Annotated in this window: 22 protein-coding genes and 1 pseudogene; 10 read left to right on the top strand and 13 right to left on the bottom strand. The window is 54.6% G+C overall.

Annotated elements, in window-relative coordinates:
* Positions 1 to 5 precede the first annotated feature (5 nt).
* Positions 6 to 1,289 (top strand): MFS transporter, encoded by a 1,284-nt coding sequence (locus EL098_RS11625; RefSeq protein WP_126356356.1) that lies wholly within the window; start codon positions 6 to 8, stop codon positions 1,287 to 1,289.
* Positions 1,290 to 1,344: 55 nt separating this feature from the next.
* On the opposite strand, the gene EL098_RS11620 is transcribed toward EL098_RS11625, so the two are convergent.
* Positions 1,345 to 2,031, bottom strand: a complete 687-nt coding sequence (locus EL098_RS11620) for a GntR family transcriptional regulator (RefSeq protein WP_126356355.1) — start codon at positions 2,029 to 2,031, stop codon at positions 1,345 to 1,347.
* 92 nt (positions 2,032 to 2,123) lie between these two features.
* Positions 2,124 to 2,873, bottom strand: coding sequence for a bifunctional NADP-dependent 3-hydroxy acid dehydrogenase/3-hydroxypropionate dehydrogenase YdfG (gene ydfG / locus EL098_RS11615; RefSeq protein WP_126356354.1), 750 nt, complete (start codon positions 2,871 to 2,873; stop codon positions 2,124 to 2,126).
* 134 nt (positions 2,874 to 3,007) lie between these two features.
* Between ydfG and dcp the strand changes: the two genes are divergently transcribed.
* A complete protein-coding gene (gene dcp / locus EL098_RS11610; RefSeq protein WP_126356353.1) occupies positions 3,008 to 5,056 on the top strand; it encodes a peptidyl-dipeptidase Dcp in 2,049 nt (682 codons plus the stop codon).
* A gap of 231 nt (positions 5,057 to 5,287) precedes the next feature.
* Here dcp and EL098_RS11605 read toward each other — a convergent pair whose 3' ends face one another.
* The 3 genes from EL098_RS11605 to EL098_RS11595 all read right to left on the bottom strand — a co-directional run bounded on the left by EL098_RS11605 (position 5,288) and on the right by EL098_RS11595 (position 7,259).
* Positions 5,288 to 5,944, bottom strand: coding sequence for a class I SAM-dependent methyltransferase (locus EL098_RS11605; RefSeq protein WP_408609129.1), 657 nt, complete (start codon positions 5,942 to 5,944; stop codon positions 5,288 to 5,290).
* Positions 5,945 to 6,042: 98 nt separating this feature from the next.
* Positions 6,043 to 6,711: an epoxyqueuosine reductase QueH gene (locus EL098_RS11600; RefSeq protein ID WP_126356351.1), complete on the bottom strand. Its 669-nt coding sequence runs from the start codon at positions 6,709 to 6,711 to the stop codon at positions 6,043 to 6,045.
* A gap of 158 nt (positions 6,712 to 6,869) precedes the next feature.
* A complete protein-coding gene (locus EL098_RS11595; RefSeq protein ID WP_126356350.1) occupies positions 6,870 to 7,259 on the bottom strand; it encodes an acyl-CoA thioesterase in 390 nt (129 codons plus the stop codon).
* Between the two features lie 125 nt (positions 7,260 to 7,384).
* Here EL098_RS11595 and EL098_RS11590 point away from each other — a divergent pair, with 125 nt between their 5' ends.
* Positions 7,385 to 7,573, top strand: a complete 189-nt coding sequence (locus EL098_RS11590) for a YdiH family protein (protein ID WP_126356349.1) — start codon at positions 7,385 to 7,387, stop codon at positions 7,571 to 7,573.
* A 57-nt stretch (positions 7,574 to 7,630) separates the two neighbouring features.
* Here EL098_RS11590 and EL098_RS11585 read toward each other — a convergent pair whose 3' ends face one another.
* Both EL098_RS11585 and EL098_RS11580 read right to left on the bottom strand, forming a co-directional pair.
* Positions 7,631 to 8,254: a LysE family translocator gene (locus EL098_RS11585; protein ID WP_126356348.1), complete on the bottom strand. Its 624-nt coding sequence runs from the start codon at positions 8,252 to 8,254 to the stop codon at positions 7,631 to 7,633.
* 82 nt (positions 8,255 to 8,336) lie between these two features.
* On the bottom strand, positions 8,337 to 9,200 hold the full coding sequence (locus EL098_RS11580; protein WP_126356347.1) for a LysR family transcriptional regulator: 864 nt from the start codon (positions 9,198 to 9,200) through the stop codon (positions 8,337 to 8,339).
* An 88-nt stretch (positions 9,201 to 9,288) separates the two neighbouring features.
* Here EL098_RS11580 and EL098_RS11575 point away from each other — a divergent pair, with 88 nt between their 5' ends.
* From EL098_RS11575 to EL098_RS11565, 3 genes are all read left to right on the top strand, one after another.
* A complete protein-coding gene (locus EL098_RS11575) occupies positions 9,289 to 9,732 on the top strand; it encodes a multidrug/biocide efflux PACE transporter (protein WP_126356346.1) in 444 nt (147 codons plus the stop codon).
* Positions 9,733 to 9,830: 98 nt separating this feature from the next.
* A complete protein-coding gene (locus EL098_RS11570) occupies positions 9,831 to 11,249 on the top strand; it encodes an aldehyde dehydrogenase family protein (RefSeq protein WP_126356345.1) in 1,419 nt (472 codons plus the stop codon).
* Position 11,250: 1 nt separating this feature from the next.
* Positions 11,251 to 12,177: an AraC family transcriptional regulator gene (locus EL098_RS11565; RefSeq protein ID WP_126356344.1), complete on the top strand. Its 927-nt coding sequence runs from the start codon at positions 11,251 to 11,253 to the stop codon at positions 12,175 to 12,177.
* On the opposite strand, the gene tam is transcribed toward EL098_RS11565, so the two are convergent.
* Positions 12,174 to 12,932 carry a trans-aconitate 2-methyltransferase gene (gene tam / locus EL098_RS11560; RefSeq protein ID WP_126356343.1) on the bottom strand — a complete coding sequence of 253 codons (759 nt, stop codon included), beginning with the start codon at positions 12,930 to 12,932 and terminating at the stop codon, positions 12,174 to 12,176. The genes EL098_RS11565 and tam overlap by 4 nt on opposite strands.
* A 66-nt stretch (positions 12,933 to 12,998) precedes the next feature.
* Between tam and EL098_RS11555 the strand changes: the two genes are divergently transcribed.
* The 3 genes and pseudogenes from EL098_RS11555 to EL098_RS11545 all read left to right on the top strand — a co-directional run bounded on the left by EL098_RS11555 (position 12,999) and on the right by EL098_RS11545 (position 14,734).
* Complete coding sequence (locus tag EL098_RS11555) at positions 12,999 to 13,289, top strand: hypothetical protein (RefSeq protein ID WP_126356342.1); 291 nt, start codon at positions 12,999 to 13,001, stop codon at positions 13,287 to 13,289.
* A 137-nt stretch (positions 13,290 to 13,426) separates the two neighbouring features.
* Positions 13,427 to 14,328: pseudogene (locus tag EL098_RS11550) on the top strand (alpha/beta hydrolase).
* A gap of 148 nt (positions 14,329 to 14,476) precedes the next feature.
* Positions 14,477 to 14,734 carry a MafI family immunity protein gene (locus tag EL098_RS11545; protein WP_126356341.1) on the top strand — a complete coding sequence of 86 codons (258 nt, stop codon included), beginning with the start codon at positions 14,477 to 14,479 and terminating at the stop codon, positions 14,732 to 14,734.
* Positions 14,735 to 14,779: 45 nt separating this feature from the next.
* Here the strand turns inward: EL098_RS11545 and EL098_RS11540 are convergent, their stop codons facing one another.
* The 3 genes from EL098_RS11540 to ftrA all read right to left on the bottom strand — a co-directional run bounded on the left by EL098_RS11540 (position 14,780) and on the right by ftrA (position 16,555).
* Positions 14,780 to 15,139: an RcnB family protein gene (locus EL098_RS11540; RefSeq protein ID WP_126356340.1), complete on the bottom strand. Its 360-nt coding sequence runs from the start codon at positions 15,137 to 15,139 to the stop codon at positions 14,780 to 14,782.
* Between the two features lie 194 nt (positions 15,140 to 15,333).
* On the bottom strand, positions 15,334 to 15,429 hold the full coding sequence (gene mgtS / locus EL098_RS11535) for a protein MgtS (protein WP_008459108.1): 96 nt from the start codon (positions 15,427 to 15,429) through the stop codon (positions 15,334 to 15,336).
* Between the two features lie 106 nt (positions 15,430 to 15,535).
* Complete coding sequence (gene ftrA / locus EL098_RS11530) at positions 15,536 to 16,555, bottom strand: transcriptional regulator FtrA (RefSeq protein ID WP_126356339.1); 1,020 nt, start codon at positions 16,553 to 16,555, stop codon at positions 15,536 to 15,538.
* A 65-nt stretch (positions 16,556 to 16,620) separates the two neighbouring features.
* Between ftrA and EL098_RS11525 the strand changes: the two genes are divergently transcribed.
* Positions 16,621 to 17,010 (top strand): rhodanese-like domain-containing protein, encoded by a 390-nt coding sequence (locus EL098_RS11525; protein ID WP_126356338.1) that lies wholly within the window; start codon positions 16,621 to 16,623, stop codon positions 17,008 to 17,010.
* On the opposite strand, the gene EL098_RS11520 is transcribed toward EL098_RS11525, so the two are convergent.
* Both EL098_RS11520 and EL098_RS11515 read right to left on the bottom strand, forming a co-directional pair.
* Complete coding sequence (locus tag EL098_RS11520) at positions 17,007 to 17,750, bottom strand: sulfite exporter TauE/SafE family protein (protein WP_126356337.1); 744 nt, start codon at positions 17,748 to 17,750, stop codon at positions 17,007 to 17,009. The two genes, EL098_RS11525 and EL098_RS11520, sit on opposite strands and share 4 nt — an antisense overlap.
* Entirely contained in the window at positions 17,743 to 18,102 is a 360-nt protein-coding gene (locus EL098_RS11515) for an antibiotic biosynthesis monooxygenase family protein (protein WP_126356336.1), read from the bottom strand. The genes EL098_RS11520 and EL098_RS11515 overlap by 8 nt, the downstream gene beginning before the upstream one ends.
* Between the last annotated feature and the right edge of the window lie 8 nt (positions 18,103 to 18,110).

Here is an 18,110-nt window from a genome sequence, read left to right as displayed (position 1 = left end):
CCGTTATGGAACAGACCTTAACAAAAGAAGTAATAATAGATAAGCCAGCAAGGATACGCCGCATACAAACCGTGACGCTGGTGCTGCTTTTTATTGCGGGGATCGTGAATTTTTTAGACCGTTCATCATTGAGCGTTGCAGGGGAAGCTATTCGCGGCGAGCTTGGGCTGTCGGCCACGGAGTTCGGGGTCTTGCTCTCCGCCTTCTCACTTTCATATGGTTTATCACAGCTGCCATCAGGAATTTTGCTTGACCGTTTTGGTCCGCGCATCGTGCTTGGTGCCGGGTTGATTTTTTGGTCAGCGATGCAGGCCGCTACCGGGCTGGTGAACTCATTTAGCCATTTTATTCTGCTGCGTATTGGCCTGGGCGTCGGCGAAGCGCCATTTATGCCCGCCGGAGTTAAGTCAATTAGCGACTGGTATGTGCAAAAAGAGCGAGGAACGGCGCTCGGTATTTTTAACTCATCAACGGTAATTGGGCAGGCAATAGCGCCTCCCGTGCTCGTCGTCATGCAGCTTGCCTGGGGATGGCGGACGATGTTTGTGACCATCGGTCTTGCCGGGATAGTGGTCGGTATTTTTTGGTATGCCTGGTATCGTAATCGGGCACAGTTTGCATTAGATGATAATGAAAGAGAGTATTTGTCTGCCCCCGTTACCTCCCGTCCAAAGCCTGGATTCAACGAATGGTTAGCCTTATTTAAATTCCGTACGACATGGGGAATGATCCTCGGTTTTTCAGGCGTGAATTATACCGGATGGTTATATATTGCCTGGCTACCGGGATATTTACAGGCGGAGCAGGGTTTTAGCCTGGCAAAAACGGGATGGGTCGCGGCAATTCCATTTTTAGCGGCGGCCGTGGGGATGTGGATAAATGGTATTGTGGTCGATGCCTTTGCCAAGCGCGGTTATGATCTGGCAAAAACGCGTAAGGCTGCAATCGTAACCGGCTTGGTTCTCTCCGCGCTCGGTACGCTGCTGGTTGTACAGTCATCGACGCCCATGCAGGCAGTAGCATTTATTTCCATGGCGCTGTTTTGCGTTCATTTCGCCGGGACTTCGGCCTGGGGGCTGGTTCAGGTTCTGGTGACAGAAACCAAAGTGGCTTCCGTAGCGGCGATACAAAATTTTGGTAGTTTTATTTTTGCGTCGTTTGCGCCGATTGTCACCGGCTGGATCGTTGACAAGACCAACTCTTTTAATATGGCGTTGGTGATAGCGGCCTGTGTGACCTTTATCGGTGCTCTCTGCTACCTCTTTATCGTGCGGGACCGAATCGAGTGAGCGACCAATGGCGGTATAGGTGGGGGATACGCCGGTTCAGATTTCAGTGATTAGGCTATTCCTCGCTAAACCAATCCCTGTTTTCCTGCTGAATTTGCAATATAGACTGGCTGATCTCATGAAGATGATGATGCATGGCAGCGTCAACCAGCTTTTCATCATGGGCCTTCAGCGCATTGAAAATATCGAGATGTTGCTTAAGCAGCATCTCCGGAGGGGAAACGTGATCGAGGCTCATATATCGAACCCGGTCCATCGTGGCCTTGATGTTTTCAACGGTATCCCAGGCCAGACTACAGTCGGCGATGAGCGCCAACTGCTGATGAAATTTATCGTCCAGCTGGAAAAAGTCGTCTGTCTGGCCTTCGTCGATGGCGATGCGCTGCTGGTTGAGTATATGTTCCAGCGTATACAGATCGGTATTTGTTATTTTCCCGACGGCGCGTTTCGCTACGGCACGCTCAATGGCCTCGCGAACAAAACCGCCATTTATCACATGGCTGACCGAGATCTTACTGACCCAGGTACCTCGCTGGGGGCGAATTTGCACCAGGCCCGTATCGGAAAGTTTGATAAAGGCTTCACGCACCGGCTGCCTGGAAACATTAAAACGCAGCGAAACTTCTTTCTCGGAAAGCGGCGTACCCGGTGGAATCAAGCAACGCACTATCTCGAGTCGCAGGATACGGTAGATTTGCTGGTTTACCGGCTGAGTGGCATTGATCTCGCTGGAAAGTGGCATGCGTTCTTCTTATCTTCAAAGGCTTGCTGCAAATTTAACATCGAATTACGCTAACACCTATACCCGGAGCAGCGCTCCGGGTAGCAGGGTAATTACCCTTCGCGGTGTACGCTTAGCCCGGCAAACGTCTGGCTAACCGGCATCATTTCCAGGGTGTTGATGTTGACGTGTTTCGGCAGCGTTGCCACCCACCAGACCGCCTCGGTAACATCTTCCGGCGTCAGCGCGTTGGCGTTTTCATAGGTTTTTCCGGCTTTGTCATCGTCGCCTTTAAAACGCACGTTGGAAAACTCGGTGCCGCCCACCAGGCCCGGCTCGATGTCGGTGACACGAACGGCTGTTTTGTGCAGGTCTGTACGCAGGTTTAGGCTGAACTGACGCACAAACGCTTTTGTCGCGCCATAAACGTTGCCGCCGGCGTAAGGCCAGCTGCCCGCCGTAGAGCCGATGTTAATAATATGGCCGCGATTGCGCTCAACCATGCCAGGCAACACGGCGCGGGTCATATAGACGAGGCCCTTGTTGTTGGTATCGATCATATTTTCCCAGTCGTCGACGTTGGCTTTGTGCGCAGGCTCCATGCCCAGCGCCAGCCCGGCATTATTGACCAGGATATCAATCTGCTGCCATTCAGCGGGCAGGCTTGCCAGCGCTTCTTCTATTGCTGCGCGATTGCGCACGTCCAGCTGCAGGGTAAGCAGGCTGTCGCCCAGCTCTTCTTTAAGCTCGAGCAGGCGTTCCTGACGGCGGCCGGTGGCAATGACCTTGTGGCCATTGTTAACAAAACGGCGGGTAATGCTTTCGCCAAAGCCCGCGGTAGCACCCGTAACCAGTACAATCATCTCTCTGTTCCTCAACGCTTTTGTCCTGCACTACCTTAGCACGCTAACGGGCCACGGTAATCTTAGTTTTCTTTTAAGAAACGTGTCGAAATGCGTTATAACAGATCCACATTTCAGGTTACCGGGAGTAGAGGATGTCGCACAGCAACCCGTTTTTCCAGCCAAGCTTACTGCCTTATCAGGCGCCGCATTTTGATGAGATAACCAACGACCATTATCGCCCGGCCTTTGACGAAGGTAAGCGAATCAAGCGGGAAGAAGTTGCCGCTATCGCCTGTAACCCGGCGGCTCCAACATTCGAAAATACCTACCTGGCGCTGGAAAAAACGGGGGCGATGCTGGGGCGTGTCACCACCGTGTTCTACGCGATGACCTCGGCCCACACAAATGATCTCCTCCAGCAGCTGGATGAAGAGTTTTCCACTGAGTTGGCCGAGCTGTCGGATGAAATTCGCCTCAACGATACCTTGTTCGCTCGCCTTAATAGCGTTTATGAGCAGCGTCACGGGCTGGACCTTGACGCGGAGTCCCTGCGCCTCGTGGAGATTACCTGGCAATACTTCAAGCTGGCCGGCGCCACGCTGGGCGAGCAGGATAAAATCCGCCTGAAGGCCCTGAACAAGGAGAGCGCGCAGCTGACCAGCCAGTTTAACAATCGCCTCCATGCGGCGGATAAGGCCGGTGGGCTGGTTGTTGACAACGTTGAGGCGCTCAAGGGCTTAACCAGCGCGGAAATTGCTGCGGCGGCACAGGCTGCTGCCGACAAAGGGCTGGAGGGCAAGTGGCTACTCCCGCTGCTCAATTTTACCCAGCAGCCAGCGCTGCAAAGCCTGAGCAATCGGGCAACCCGTGAAGCATTGTTTGAGGCCGGCTGGACGCGCGCTCAGCGCAACGATGCCAATGATACGCGCGCCATTGTCGCCCGCCTTGCTACGCTGCGAGCCGCTCAGGCTCAGCTTTTAGGCTTTGAAAACTATGCAGCATGGAAAATGGCCGACCAGATGGCGAAAACTCCCGAAGCGGCGCTGCGCTTTATGCGAAATATCGTCCCTGCCGCAACCGGGCGCGCACGCCGCGAACTGAAAGACATTCAGGAGGTCATTGATGCTCAAAATGGAGGCTTCCGTGCCGCGGCCTGGGACTGGCAGTACTATGCCGAGCAGGTGCGTAGCGCTAAGTACGACCTCGATGAGGGGCAAATTAAACCCTACTTTGAACTCAACGGCGTGCTGACCAACGGCGTCTTCTGGGCCGCCAGCCGGCTGTTTGGCCTGAGTTTTGTTGAGCGGTTTGACATTCCGACTTACCACCCGGACGTGCGCACATGGGAAATCTTCGACAAAGACGGGCGCGGTATGGCGCTGTTCTACGGTGATTTCTTCGCCAGGGACAGCAAAAGCGGCGGGGCGTGGATGGGGAATTTTGTCGACCAGTCGACGCTGCTTGACGCGATGCCGGTTATCTACAACGTCTGTAACTATACCAAACCCGCCTCTGGCCAGGCTCCACTGATTTCGTGGGACGATGTCATCACGCTGTTCCACGAGTTCGGCCATACGCTGCACGGTCTCTTCGCCACTCAGCGTTATGCGAGCCTTTCAGGAACCAGCACGCCGCGAGATTTTGTGGAGTTTCCGTCGCAGATTAATGAACACTGGGCTAGCCATCCTGAAGTCTTCGCCAATTACGCCCGCCACTATCAGACAGGTGAGCCGATGCCGGAGTCGCTGCGCAGCAAGCTGTTCCGCTCCGCGCAGTTCAACAAAGGCTACGACATGACTGAATTGCTGGCGGCGGCGCTGCTGGATATGAACTGGCATAGTCTTGGGCCCGATGCCGAGATTGACGACGTGTCGCGTTTCGAAGCTGAAGCGCTCCGCAGAGAGCACATTGATCTGGCCGAAGTACCGCCGCGCTATCGTAGCAGCTACTTTGCCCATATCTTTGGCGGCGGCTACGCGGCGGGTTATTACGCCTATATCTGGACGCAAATGCTGGCGGATGACGGCTATCAGTGGTTTGTCGAGCAGGGAGGCTTAACGGCGGAAAACGGCCAGCGCTTCCGGGACGCGATTCTTTCACGCGGCAACAGCAGCGATCTCGAGGCGTTATATCGCGACTGGCGAGGGCACGAACCGCGCAGCGAGCCGATGCTGAAGAATCGTGGGCTGGCGGAAGAATAATCCGAAGATAGCGCTCTCATTTATGTAGCCGTTTTGAAATCGCACTTAACGCAAACTGTAAAGCACTGATTTGCGTTAAATGCTTTAAAAATCAAGAAGAATATATCCGTGCAAGCCCGAGGGAGGATGGCTATAAATTTTAAACCTGTCCGGGAAAATGCAGGGTACTTCTGGGTTAAAATGAATAATTACGGGGCCTGATCGATGTCGGCAGGCTCCCGGATTTTCACCTTAATAAAGAAGTTTACTCGCCGTAAATAACGCGACGACTCCTTCGGTTTTTACTTCCACCTGTTCGAATCTCGCCGCCAGAACCGCCTTTAGCTGCTCTGCGGAGTCCGTGCGATTAGAAAAAATCCCTTTCTTGTTATAAATGTTCATCAGCTTACTGCCGAAAGCGTTGTGCGCCACACCTTCGCCCAGAATGGTCGCGCCAAACAGCGTGCCTTCTTTTTTGAGCGCCCGGGAAATGTTGTTTATCGCCTGTGCTTTGTCATTCAGCGAACCCGGCAGGCAGTGCAGCAGATAGAAAAGCGAGATCGAGTCAAAGCGCCCGTGCCAGCTCTGAGGAAGCGTTTCAAAAACATCGTGCTGCAGGGTTTGTTTAATTCGATTGCCCGCTTTTGCCGAGGCGGCCTGCAGGCTGCTGGCATTCATATCCATCAGGGAAAGCTCAACCGTAGCGGGCAAATGCGGCAGGTAGAAGCCGGTTCCAACACCGATGTCCAGGTGCTGGTGGCCAGCGTGGGAGATGAAGTGAGGGAGCAGAACAGTTTCCGTCGGGCAACGCCAGGCGTACTGATTTGAGATCTTCAGCACCCACCAGTCATACAGTTTAAGGGTAATGGGGTTATAGGCGCTGGCGCCAGCGTTGGTTTGAGTCTGCATCATTCCCTGCCGTGATAATCAAAAGGAGGGATTAAAACAGCTGCCCGCTGGCAGGGCAACCGTTTAATGATGCAATAATGTGTCAGCCATTCAGCAGGTTAGCCCTGTGTTGGCTCCTCATCCTTACCGTAGAAAAGCTTGCCAATCTTAATCAGCGGGCGGTCATTGGCTTTACGGTGCAGGTTGGTATCTCGCAGGGAATAGACGCAGCCGCAGTACTCTTGCTGGTAGAACTGTTCGCGCTTGCTGATTTCGATCATGCGCGCGGAGCCACCCTGTTTACGCCAGTTGTAGTCCCAGTAGCTCATCCCTTCATAAGGCGCGGCGGCGCGGTGCCCGCAGTCGTTAATCTGCTGCATGTTTTTCCAGCGCGAAATGCCCAGCGAACTGCTGATGACGTTAAACCCGTTTTCGTGGGCGTACAGCGCCGTGCGCTCAAAGCGCATATCAAAGCACATGGTGCATCTGACGCCGCGCTCAGGCTCCCATTCCATTCCCTTCGCACGCTCAAACCAGTTGTCTGTATCGTAATCCGCGTCGATAAACGGCACGCCGTGCTGTTCCGCGAAGCGAATGTTTTCGTCCTTGCGCAGCAGATACTCTTTCTGCGGATGAATATTGGGGTTGTAGAAGAACACGGTGTATTCGATGCCGGACGCGTGGATGGCCTCCATCACTTCGCCCGAGCAGGGGGCGCAGCAGGAGTGCAGCAGAAGCTTCTTTTCGTTATTGGGCAGCTGTAAAACCGGCCGGGTAAATTCTTGCATAGCGGTATTCCTGAAACTTACTGATTTTTTGGTAAAGGGTAGCAGGAACGGGGGCGTGGAATCACCATAAATAAGCAAAGATACTTATGTTTGGGGGGGAGGTTGGGGGGAAGTGAAGGGGAATAACGAAGGGCGGGTTTGCCCTTCGCGAATAACATTTAAAGGTTTTCCAGCGCGTTCATCACCGCTTCCGGCATCGAAGGGCGGCCGTTCGCAAGGCAGGTGGCGACAAAAGTGGCTTCGGCGTAAACCACGCCGTCGACTTTGATCTGCTGGGCAAAGTTGACGCGGTTGCGCTTTTCATTGCGCTCCAGCTGGCAGGTGACCTCGACGTTGTCGCCTTTCTGCAGGCTCTTGCGAAATCGCAGCGAGTACTCCAGCACCATGTAGAGCTTGCCCTGGCGAAACTCTTCTTCGATATCAATGCCCAACGCTTCACGCATGTAGGCGTGCCGTGTCCACTCCATGTAAAACGGATAGTACAGGCCGTCTACCACGCCCTGAAAATCAATATGGCTTTCATCCACTTCATAATGCTTAGAAAACATGTCTCAGTCCTGATGTTGTTATTTAGGTAAAGAGTCTGTGCGCCAGAAATCCCTCCCTGGCTGTTTTTTGCGCAGCTCATTAATGATACAATAGTGTCGATTTGCTAACCAAACAGAGGATTAACATGGACACCGAGATAACCCCAGCCACCTTAGCGTTTGAATTTCTTCGCCGTGAACAAGAGCAGTTAACTCCCGCGCAATTCCTCATTCGGCTGCAGCAATTAAAGCTGGAGTTTGCCGACCTGCTGGGCTTAACCCACCTCGAACTGCGTGAAGAAATCTCTCGCGCGCACAGGTTGGGGATTCACTGATCCCTCTCGGTCAGCGTTACTGCTTAAGAGCCACCTTGTAAGGTGGCTTTCTGTTTTTTAGCGTGAAAAGAAAATCAGCTTCAGCCCCAGAATCCCCATCACGCCGCCCGCTAAACGGTCGATCGTGGTTTTAAAGCGCAGGTAGGCATTGCGAGGTCTTTCGGATGATAGCACCAGCGTTACCAGGGAATACCAGCCTGCATCAATCACAAAGCACAGCAGCGGCAAAGCAACATAGTAAAACGCCGGAATTTCCCGCGGCAGCAGCGCGGTGAAAATACTGGCAAACACCACCGCCGTTTTTGGGTTGCTTAGCTGGGTGAACACCCCGTCGCGAAACGTCGCCATCATGCTTTTATCGCTTTTACCCACGGCACCTACGTGGAGCGGCTCACGCGAGTGTTTGATAATTTTATAAGCCAGCCAAAGCAGATAGAGCCCGCCGGCAATCTTGATCCCGGTATAAGCCACCGGCACCGCCAGCAGGAAAGCCTGCAGCCCAAGGAGCGCCATCAGCGAAAACGCGGCTGCGCCCACGCCGGTGCCTAAGGCGGTCGCCAGGCCATGGGCTCGTGAACGGGCCACGGCGTTCTGGGCGACATAAACGAAGCTTGGGCCGGGACTCATTGCGCCAAGCGTTACGGTGGCGGCGATAGCAAAAAGGGTGGTGGTGGCGCTCATCTGAGGGATCCTGTGAATGAATAAGGAAATATTTTTAACCTGGAAGCAGACAAAGTGACAACCGTAACTGTGTGCCTGTTTATTACCGTCGTTCGCGCAGCCTGTCGATCATCCACCGTCCTGCCGGCCCCGGCGGCGTTTTGTTGGACCATGCCACGTCCACATCCAGATTTTGCGGCCAACCTTCCACCGTGAGCTGTGTAAGCACGCCGTGCCCGAACTGTTCAACCAGCCAGCCGGGTAAAATGCCCCAGCCAAACCCCTGTTCCGCCATCTCAAGCAGCAGCAGTAAAGAGGGAGACGACCAGACGGGGCCGCGGGCAGCCACGTTGCCCGGGCGCACAAAGGTTTTTAGCACCAGCTGCCGAACGGTATGCAACTCATCCATTCGGACCTCTTTCTGTTTTGCCAGCGGGTGATCCCGGTGGATAAAAATGGCCATCTCGGCGCCAACCTGCAGGCGGGCAACGGTGATATCTGGCGGGTAACTCTCCTGAACACGCAGCACGCCAACGTGGGCGCGGCCAATCTGCAGGCTATCAATCACGTCTTCATCTTCGGCAATCATGCATTCGAACTCGATGTCCGGGTAACGCCCGGAAAACTGCCGCAGGATAGATTCATGATGGGCCGTTTGCCACATATCCGACAGCACAAAGGTCAGCCGTGGCTCCACGTTATCCGCCAGCCTGACTGAAATCTCATCCAGCCGCTCGCTGGCGGCAAATATCGCCTGCACATAAGGTAAAACGCGCTGCCCGTGGGCGGTGAGCGTTGGCTGGCGAGCATGGCGATCAAACAGCGTAACGCCTAGGTCGGCTTCGAGATTGGCAATGGCGCTGCTAATGGTTGACTGGCTTTTTTTCAGCTTGCGCGCGGCGGCCGAAAACGAGCCCGTTTCAACGGCCTGCAAAAAGGCTTCCAGAGATTCCGGTGAGTAACGCATAAACTATCGCTTTTATCGATGGCTGTTAGCTTAATGATATCAATAATTACGATGATAATGGCGTTCTTATGAAAAAGGAGTCATCAAAATGAAATTGCAAAACAGCAGAAGCCTTTCAGAGCGCATCATGCATGCGGTCGGCTTCGAAGTCATCGCCATCGGTCTTTGTGCGCCTACGGCCGCCTGGCTGATGGATAAACCGCTGTTCCAGATGGGGGCGCTGGCTATCATGCTTTCCACGGTGGCGATGGTCTGGAACATTATTTATAACGCCGGGTTCGATCAATTTTACCCGCCGTCACGCAAGCGCAGCATGCCGCTGCGTATTGCTCACGCCCTGGGCTTCGAGGGCGGGTTTATTCTGATTGGCCTGCCGCTTGCCGCGTGGATGCTGAACGTTACGCTGCTGCAGGCGCTGATGATTGAGATAGGCTTCTTCCTGTTCTTCCTGCCGTACACCGTGGTTTATAACTGGTGTTACGACTGGCTTCGGGCGAAGCGTTTTCAGGCAGTGACCGAAAAGTCATCCTGATTTGCAGGATTGTGCAATCATCAGACAGGATTGCGCTACAGGAAACCGGCTCTGTTCGTCGACACTTCAGGCGTCAGACATAACCCTGGAGCGCAAAAATGAAAATCCTCAACACTCTTTATATTAACGGTCAGCACGTGACGCCACACGGCACTGAAGTGCTGACCTTAATTCATCCGGTAAGCGAGCAGCCCGTTGCCCAGGTTCGCCTGGCGGACGAAGAGGACACCCGCCTCGCTATTGCCGCCGCCAAAGCGGCTTTCCCGCAAATGCGCCTCTCCAGTCGCCAGCAAAGAGTGATTTGGTTGCAACGGCTGCACGACGCAGTAAAAGCGCGGGAAGCCGAACTGGTTGAAACTATGGTTGACGAATACGGGTGCCCGGCGGCTTTCGCCCAAAGTACCGTGGAGCGCTCTTACAACAGCTTCCTGCAGGCTATCGATCTTCTGAAGGATTACTCATTTGAGACCCGTGTCGGGAAGGCGAAAGTGGTGATGGAACCGCTGGGCGTTGTCGGGATAATTACGCCTTGGAACGCTAACTACGGTTTTATCGCCAGTAAGCTATCGATGGTGATTGCCTCCGGCTGCTCTGCCGTCATCAAACCAAGTGAGCTGAGCGCTCGTCAGACGGCGCTGTTTGCCGAATGCCTGCATGAGGCAGGGTTACCAAACGGGGTGTTTAACATCGTTACCGGGCTGGGGAATGTGGTTGGCGCGGAAATCACCCGCCACCCGGACATAGCAAAAATCTCGTTTACAGGTTCTACCGCAGTAGGGAAAACCATCGCCCGCGACGGAGCCGCAACCCTTAAGCGCGTCACGCTTGAGCTGGGCGGTAAGTCGGCGAACGTGTTGCTCGACGATGTAGATCTCGACGTCGCCATTCCTCTGGCGCTGCAGGTCATGAGCTGGAACAGCGGACAGGCCTGTATCGCAGGGACGCGCCTGTTGGTGCAGGAAAATAAGCTGGAAGAGGTGAAAGCGCAGATCCTCAAACATCTCTCTATCCTGAGACCGGGTGATCCGCGAGATCCAAAAACTACGCTCGGCACGGCCGTTACCGCTCGCCAGTATCAGCGCGTGCAGGAGTTTATTCGCGCGGGGATTGCCGAAGGTGCGGAGCTGCTTTGCGGCGGAGAAGGGCGTCCCGAAGGGCTGGCAAGCGGTTACTTTGTGAAGCCAACGGTGTTTGTGAACGTGCGCAACGACATGACCATCGCCCAGCAGGAAATTTTTGGCCCGGTGCTGTCGGTGATTACCTACCGCGATGACGCAGAGGCGGTGCAGATTGCCAACGATACGGTTTATGGCCTGCAGGCCTACGTTAGCGGGAAAGATGCTGGACGCACGGCGGCCGTTGCCAGTCAGCTCATCGCGGGGCGCGTGTTCATCAACGGCGTTTATGATGAACCGCTCGCGCCGTTCGGCGGTTTTAAACAGTCTGGTCTTGGTCGCGAATTTGGCACTTACGGGCTGGAAGCGTATCTTGAACCTAAAGCTATCATGGGGCAGTAATATGCAACAAACCGAGCGGCCTTTGGGCCGCATCATTGAAGAACTGCACCAGCGTGTAGCCCGTCGTTACCCGGCGAGCGGCGGGGTGAAAGAGCTGAGCTGCGCGCTGCCGTGGCTCAGCTTTATTCGCATCGAACGGCCGACACTGCTCAATCGTGGCATGCTATCTCCGTCGATGTGCATGGTGCTGCAGGGCAGCAAAAAAATGCTTATCGGTGACAACGTCACGGAATATGGCCCCGGCAGCTATTCGCTGGCGGCCGTGGATATGCCGGTATCCGGGCAGGTGACCCGCGCCAGCGAAGCCGAGCCTTACTACGGCGTGCGAATCGATCTGGACAGCAAAGAGATAGCCGACCTGGTGGTGAATATGAACGTCGCGCTGCCGGACGGAAACGGTGAAAAAACCGGCGCCTGGGTTGCTGCTGCAGAAGATGAACTTCAGGCCGCGTTCCTGCGTCTGGTCACGCTGCTGGAGAGCCCGCAGCATCTTCATGCCCTTGCGCCTCTTATCAAACAGGAGATTCTCTACCGGCTGGTGATTGCCCCCGCCGGGGCCTCATTCTGGAAGCAGGCTCTGGGCTGGGCGCAGGGTAAGGGCGTGGGGGAAGCTATCAGTTGGATAAAAGAACACTATGCCGAGCCGCTGGTTATCGACGAGCTGGCAAAACGCGTCAGCATGAGCGTTTCCAGCCTGCATCATCGTTTTAAAGCGCTGACGGTGATGAGTCCGCTGCAGTACCAGAAACAGATCCGGCTGCTTGAGGCGCGCCGTCGCTTATTAAGCCTTGAAGGGGATGTGGCAAGCGTAGCCTGGAGGGTCGGTTATGACTCGCCTTCCCAGTTTAACCGGGAGTACCGCCGCGCCTTCGGTGCTTCCCCGCTGCAGGATATTGATGCCCTGCGCCAGCAGGGCACCTCTCTTTAGGCCACCTTCCGCGCCACGATAAACAAGCGGGGAAACGGCATCAGAACATTACCGTCATGCTGTTTGCGGTAGGCTCGCTGTAGAAGCTGGTGGTAGCGCTCAACAAACTCCTCCTGCTGAATGGCGTCAAGCCCGTTCAGATAAGGGCGCAGGCCTGTTGATCTTAGCCATTCGATGATCGCGCGGGCGGACGGCATAACGTGGAAATATGTTGTGCGCCAGATATCAACGGTACAGCCGCTTTCGGCCAGCAGATCGTAGTACTCCTGAGCGGTAAGCAATGCTTCGCGGCTTGAGCGTGAGATCCCCAGCTCGTCGGCAACCTGGCGCATCAGGGTATGCGTGGGCTCCTGCCAGTTATCGGGCATCTGTACCGCAAGTACGCCGCCGTCGGCCAGCTGTGCGGCCAGATGGGGGAACAGCTGTTTATGGTTAGCAATCCACTGTAGTGAAGCGTTAGCAAAAATCACGTCCTGCTTTAGTGCGGGCTGCCAGCTGGCGATATCCGCCTCTTCAAAATGGCAGTCGGGTAGTGCAGCGCTGGCTTTTTCAAGCATGGCGGGCGAGTTATCCAGTCCGGTAATAGTGGCTTTGGGCGCCAGATTACGCAGCAGGGCGGTGGAGTTGCCGGGGCCGCAGCCCAAATCGGTAAAGGTGGCCGCGCTGGGGTGGTGAATACGGGCTGCCAGCTCAGCGGCCGGGCGTGTACGTTCAGCTTCAAACTGCAAATAAAGCGCGGGGTTCCAGTCCTGCATCGTTTTATCCTCGTTGCTTTGCTAACATTGCCGACAAATTATTTTATACGCTATCGAAGGTAATGTATGGCTAAACATCCGGTTGGGAAGTACTTGAGGCTTGAGCTCACCCACAATAATAACGATCTGCTTATTTATGTGGTCAAAGGCAGCCGCATTGACGATATGCCGCCTGACGAAGATGAGGATTACCCAGGGGAAATGCACCTGGCGATGCCGAAGATGAACCGCGAGCTGGACTCGGAGCTGGCGCGTTTGCTGGAGGAAGCCAACGGTGGCGACGTTATCGTAATTATCTGTGCCGCTGACAGCGTGTTTGAGCACGGTTTCTCCCAGGTCAGATCGCTGGGTAAATAACATTCGTTACCCGGCGGGAGGCCGGGTAGCTTTTAGCAATCAATGTAAGTCCGGGCGAAACGGCTCGTTACCTATTGTGGGTTCCTTAGACACACTCTTTTGGCATAGTGACAAGCCTGTGTTGTCAGGAGCTTATTATGGATCGTCGCCATTTTATTACCTGTGTTACCGCTGGTTTATTGGCCGCGAAGACGGGCCAGGCTTTTGCTTCGTCTGGCGTCAGGCGCTCGGCTATTCCGCTGTGGAAGGGGATGCCACCAGGCGGCGGTGGACCATCGGGAAGTATTCAGACTTCAGCCCGGGGGCGCAGAGCAACATTGCCATCCCCATCCTCACCGTTATTGCGCCTGAAAAACCAAATGGACAAGCCGTGCTGGTGGCCGCGGGCGGGGGTTACAAGCGCATTGAAATGGGAACAGAAGCCTGGCCTGCTGCACAGTGGCTGGTGGCGCGAGGTTATACCGCCTACGTACTGAGCTACCGCTTACCGTCGGAGGGATGGGCTGATGGAAACCTGGTTGCCCTGCAGGACGCGCAGCGTGCGTTGCGCATTGTTCGCGAGCGTGAAAACAACGTTAGCGTGTTGGGCTTTTCCGCCGGCGGGCATCTGCTTGGCCTCGCCGCGACGCGCACCGGCTGTAGTTCATACCCAGCGCAGGATCGTTCAGACGACAAACCAGCATTCGCCGATCGCGCCGCGTTAATTTATCCGGTTATTACGCTGGAAAAACCCTACGAGCATACTTCCACGCACAAGATTCTTGTCGGCAAAGATGCCTCATCTGCAGAAAATGCCAAATGGTCGGTGCAGAATTACGTCACGCCAAATTCGCCACCGTTCTTCCTGGTTCAGGCGGAAGACGATCCGATTTCCGATCCGCAAAATACGCTGATTATGGCGGCAGCCTGCGAGCGGCAGCACATTCCGGTAGAAATGCACCGCTACAGCAGCGGCGGCCATGGTTTTGGCATGGGTAAGCCGGGTACGCCAACGGTGAAATGGCCTGAGCATTACGAGAAATGGCTGGCAAAAAGCTAGCGCCGGATCGGCATACAAAATAACTCTTACGTTTACCCCTCAAGAAATTCCTTCGCAATCCGATATCCAAAGGGATGTATTTCGGCAGGATGCCTCCCTCCAGACGCAATGATGGCACGCAAATAACAATTACCTTTACGTGGTCAACATGGATATCAATGAAAAAATTAAAACCTTTGGTGAGGCGCTTAAAAATCGGCTGGATTCATCGCTTATTGACTTCGCCCTGGAATATATCGACTCTTCCGAAAATGTACTGGCATTTGAAACGCTGTGTGGACATATCGCAAACTATCAGGTTCGCATTACTCCTGAAGAGTACAGGCAGGTATTGGATATTGCCGGGCAGCTGGAGATCGATAACCAGTATGCTGAAATCGATCCCCTGAAAAATTTATTGAATTAAACCCTGGCGCTGTTAAGGATATCCAGTCTCAGGGTTGGGCTATCCTTAATGCTGATAAAATATATCCCCGGCTAATGCCTGCAGAATTTTACCTTCGGCATCGGTAATTAATACGTAATTGCCGCCCATATAGGTCCAGTGGCTACCGGCCTTTGGCGCAGGAAGGTGGCGAAGCTGCCAGCTTTTGATGTTATAGGGTTCCGTGCGGTAGATGTCCGGCGCGATGTCGCCGATCTTGTACATTTTGAAATCTGAGGAGAATTCTTTTAGTTCATAGGACTGCGTGGAGGTGCCGGGTGCGGTCGCTTTCAGCTGCTTATCCCCTGAATAAGCAAAGGCCAGAGAGGGCAGCGCGCCCGCGAGCCATACCGCTGTTAAAACCGCTACTTTTGTTGACTTGCGCATAAATTCTCCAGAGTGATTCCAGTCTGCTTTTGTTGATTCCGTATAGGAAGACAACAAATTGTGCCGATTTACTCATTACGCGCTGTATTTTTTTGTTAGCAAATCCTCCGCCGCTGGCGAAAGCAGAAAAGAAAACGCCTCCCGGAAAGTTTATTTCTCGAGAGGCGTCGTAGGTGGGGGAAGATCACCGTTCATTAGTCATCCCATTTGTGGCTAAACCAGGCGGCAAGAAAACCGGAAAACAAGATGAATCCGAGTACTGCCATAAATACGTTCATGTTCCCTAACATAATTAATCCTCCAGATTACTGCATTTCTATAGAAATACCTCGCGTGATAAAAAAGGGTTTACTCAGATGAGTGAGACCATCTTAGCGTACACAACTTAAACAACAGCTAACCGCTGGTAAATTGTTCGTTTTGCGGAGTAAATGAGTTTCTGTAGGCGCCGGGAGAAGTATGAAGGTGTTTCCGAAAGTGATGGCGCAGCGTCGCCGCCGAACCAAACCCCGTTTGTTCGGCAATAAGCTCTATCGACAGCGCGCTGTTTTCCAGCAGCTCCCGGCAGCGTTTAAGGCGGGTTTGCAGCAGCCATCGGGCAGGCGTCACGCCCGTTGCGGCCTCGAAGCGGCGTAAAAAAGTCCTCGGGCTCATGCCAACAAAAGAGGCGAGGCTGGCCACAGAATGCTGGCTACTAAGCGTGCGCTGCAGGTAGTCAAACAGCGGCGCAAACCGTTCACCTTCGTACTCTACGGGGACAGCCTGTTCGATAAACTGAGCCTGGCCTCCGTCGCGATGGGGCTGGACAACTAATCGACGGGCAACGCTGTTAGCCGCGGCGGCACCGAAATCACGGCGCACCAGATACAGGCAGAGGTCGATACCCGCTGCGCTGCCCGCCGACGTCAAAACGTCTCCGTTATCCAGGTAAAGTACATCCGGAATGACTTCGATATCCGGGTAACGCGCCTGCAGCGCAGACGTATAGCGCCAGTGGGTGGTTGCCCGTTTTCCCTTCAGCAGTCCAGCCGCTGCCAGAACAAATACGCCGGAGCAGATGGACATGATGCGGGCGCCGCGCATATGCGCCGCTTTCAGGGCCTCGACTAGCGTCTCAGGCACGGGCTCATCAATGCCGCGCCAGCCGGGGACGATTATCAGGCTGGCTTTGGTCAGTAAAGGCAGCCCGCCGTCAACGGCCAGCCGAATACCGCCCATCGCTCGCAGCTCGCCAGTCTCAATACCGGCAACGGCAAACCGGTACCAGTTTTCGCCCATCTCCGGGCGCGGCAGGCCAAAAACCTCTACGGCAACGCCAAATTCAAAGGTGCAAAGGCCGTCGTAGGCCAGGGCCACGACGAGCGGAGAATCAGGATTAGCGGATAATTTTGTCATAATCTTTACGCTAATCGTCATTTATGCCAGCTGTCAAGCAACAGCCGCTGCGGCAGAATCAATGCTCAGACCCAAAGGAGAACTAGATGAGCTATGTCACTGATTATCCGGCAGCTACTCCAGAAAAAGTTGCTGCACATTACCTGCAAAAACTGTCGTTAGAAACCGATTGTGCGGACGTCAACGCGGCGATTCACGGCGGTGATATCGACTTTGTTTTGCTGCATGTTGTGGGTTCCGAAGAGACGTTTGCTCGTCGGCACCTGCCGGGGGCTGTTCATTTGCCGCACCGGCTTATAAGCGAAACCCGTATGGCCGAATGGCCGGGGGATACGCTGTTTGTGGTGTACTGCGCCGGACCACACTGCAACGGTGCCGACCGAGCGGCACTTAAGCTTGCGCAGCTCGGCAGACTGGTAAAGGTAATGCCGGGCGGCATTACCGGCTGGGAAAATGAAGGCCTGGCTTTCGCCTAAAGCAGCGTACGGAGCACCATGTCTCCGCCGAGCAGCAGCAGGCAGACCAGAAAGCCGCGCTTAAAAGCCAGCGGACTGATGCATCTGCGAATGCGCTGCCCGGCAAACAGGCCGATAAGCGCGGCGATAACCGCCATTATGGACGTGCTGACGGCCATTTCCTGCAGGGCACCGTGCCACCAAAGCCCGGCCGCCAGCGCAAGGGTAGAAAACGTAAAGGAAAGCCCGAGCGCCTGAACCAGTTCATCGCGCTCGAGGCCAAGGGACTGAATGTAAGGCACTGCGGGGATCACAAACACGCCTGTTCCACCCGTTAACAGCCCGGTGAGTAAACCAGCAAGGGGAGAAAGCCAGCGTTCGTGGCGAGCCGGCACCTGCAGAGGCCTGGCAAAAAGTGTCCATAAAGCATAAACAATCAGGGCGATGCCCAGCGCAATCGTGGTTGCGTGGCTGCTGCCCGAAGCTAACAGACTGCTGCTGGCAACGGTACCAAGCACGATGGACAGCATCATCGGCCACAGACGCCTGAGCAATACGGTAAGATTCCCGCCCTCATAGAGCTGGAAAACATTGGTCAAAAAAGAGGGCAGCAGCAGCATACCAGCCGCGGCCACCGGGGAAATCAGCGAGCCTAAAATACCCATAGCAACGGTAGGTAATCCCATGCCCGTTACGCCTTTTACGGTGCCTGCGAGTAGAAACGTGGCGGCAATCGCCAGGGTTAACGTAATATCACTCATCAGCTTCTCCGTTGTGCGCTTTACGGCTATCCTGGGGAGCCTGCTCACGATCGAACATTCCGTAATCCCGAATCACACTTGCCACCCTTAGCCGGTAATCAGTAAAGATTGCGCTACGGCCCTGTTGCTGAACGCTGCGATGCAGCTCCCGGTTACGCCATTGCTGCACGGCGTCCTCATCGCGCCAGAACGAAAGCGAGAGTATCTTGCCCGGTTCGCTAAGACTCTGAAAACGCTCGATTGAAATAAAACCCTCAATTTCAGCCAGCAGCGGCTTCAGCTCTGCCGCCAGTTCAAGATAGCGGTTATAGTTATCTTCAGCTGGCAGGACTTCAAAAATTACGGCGATCATCAGGTTGC

It is taken from the genome of Cedecea lapagei (assembly GCF_900635955.1).
Classification (GTDB): domain Bacteria; phylum Pseudomonadota; class Gammaproteobacteria; order Enterobacterales; family Enterobacteriaceae; genus Cedecea; species Cedecea lapagei.
The sequence above is the reverse complement of the archived record's forward strand: the minus strand, read 5'-3'. Positions and strand labels throughout refer to the sequence as shown.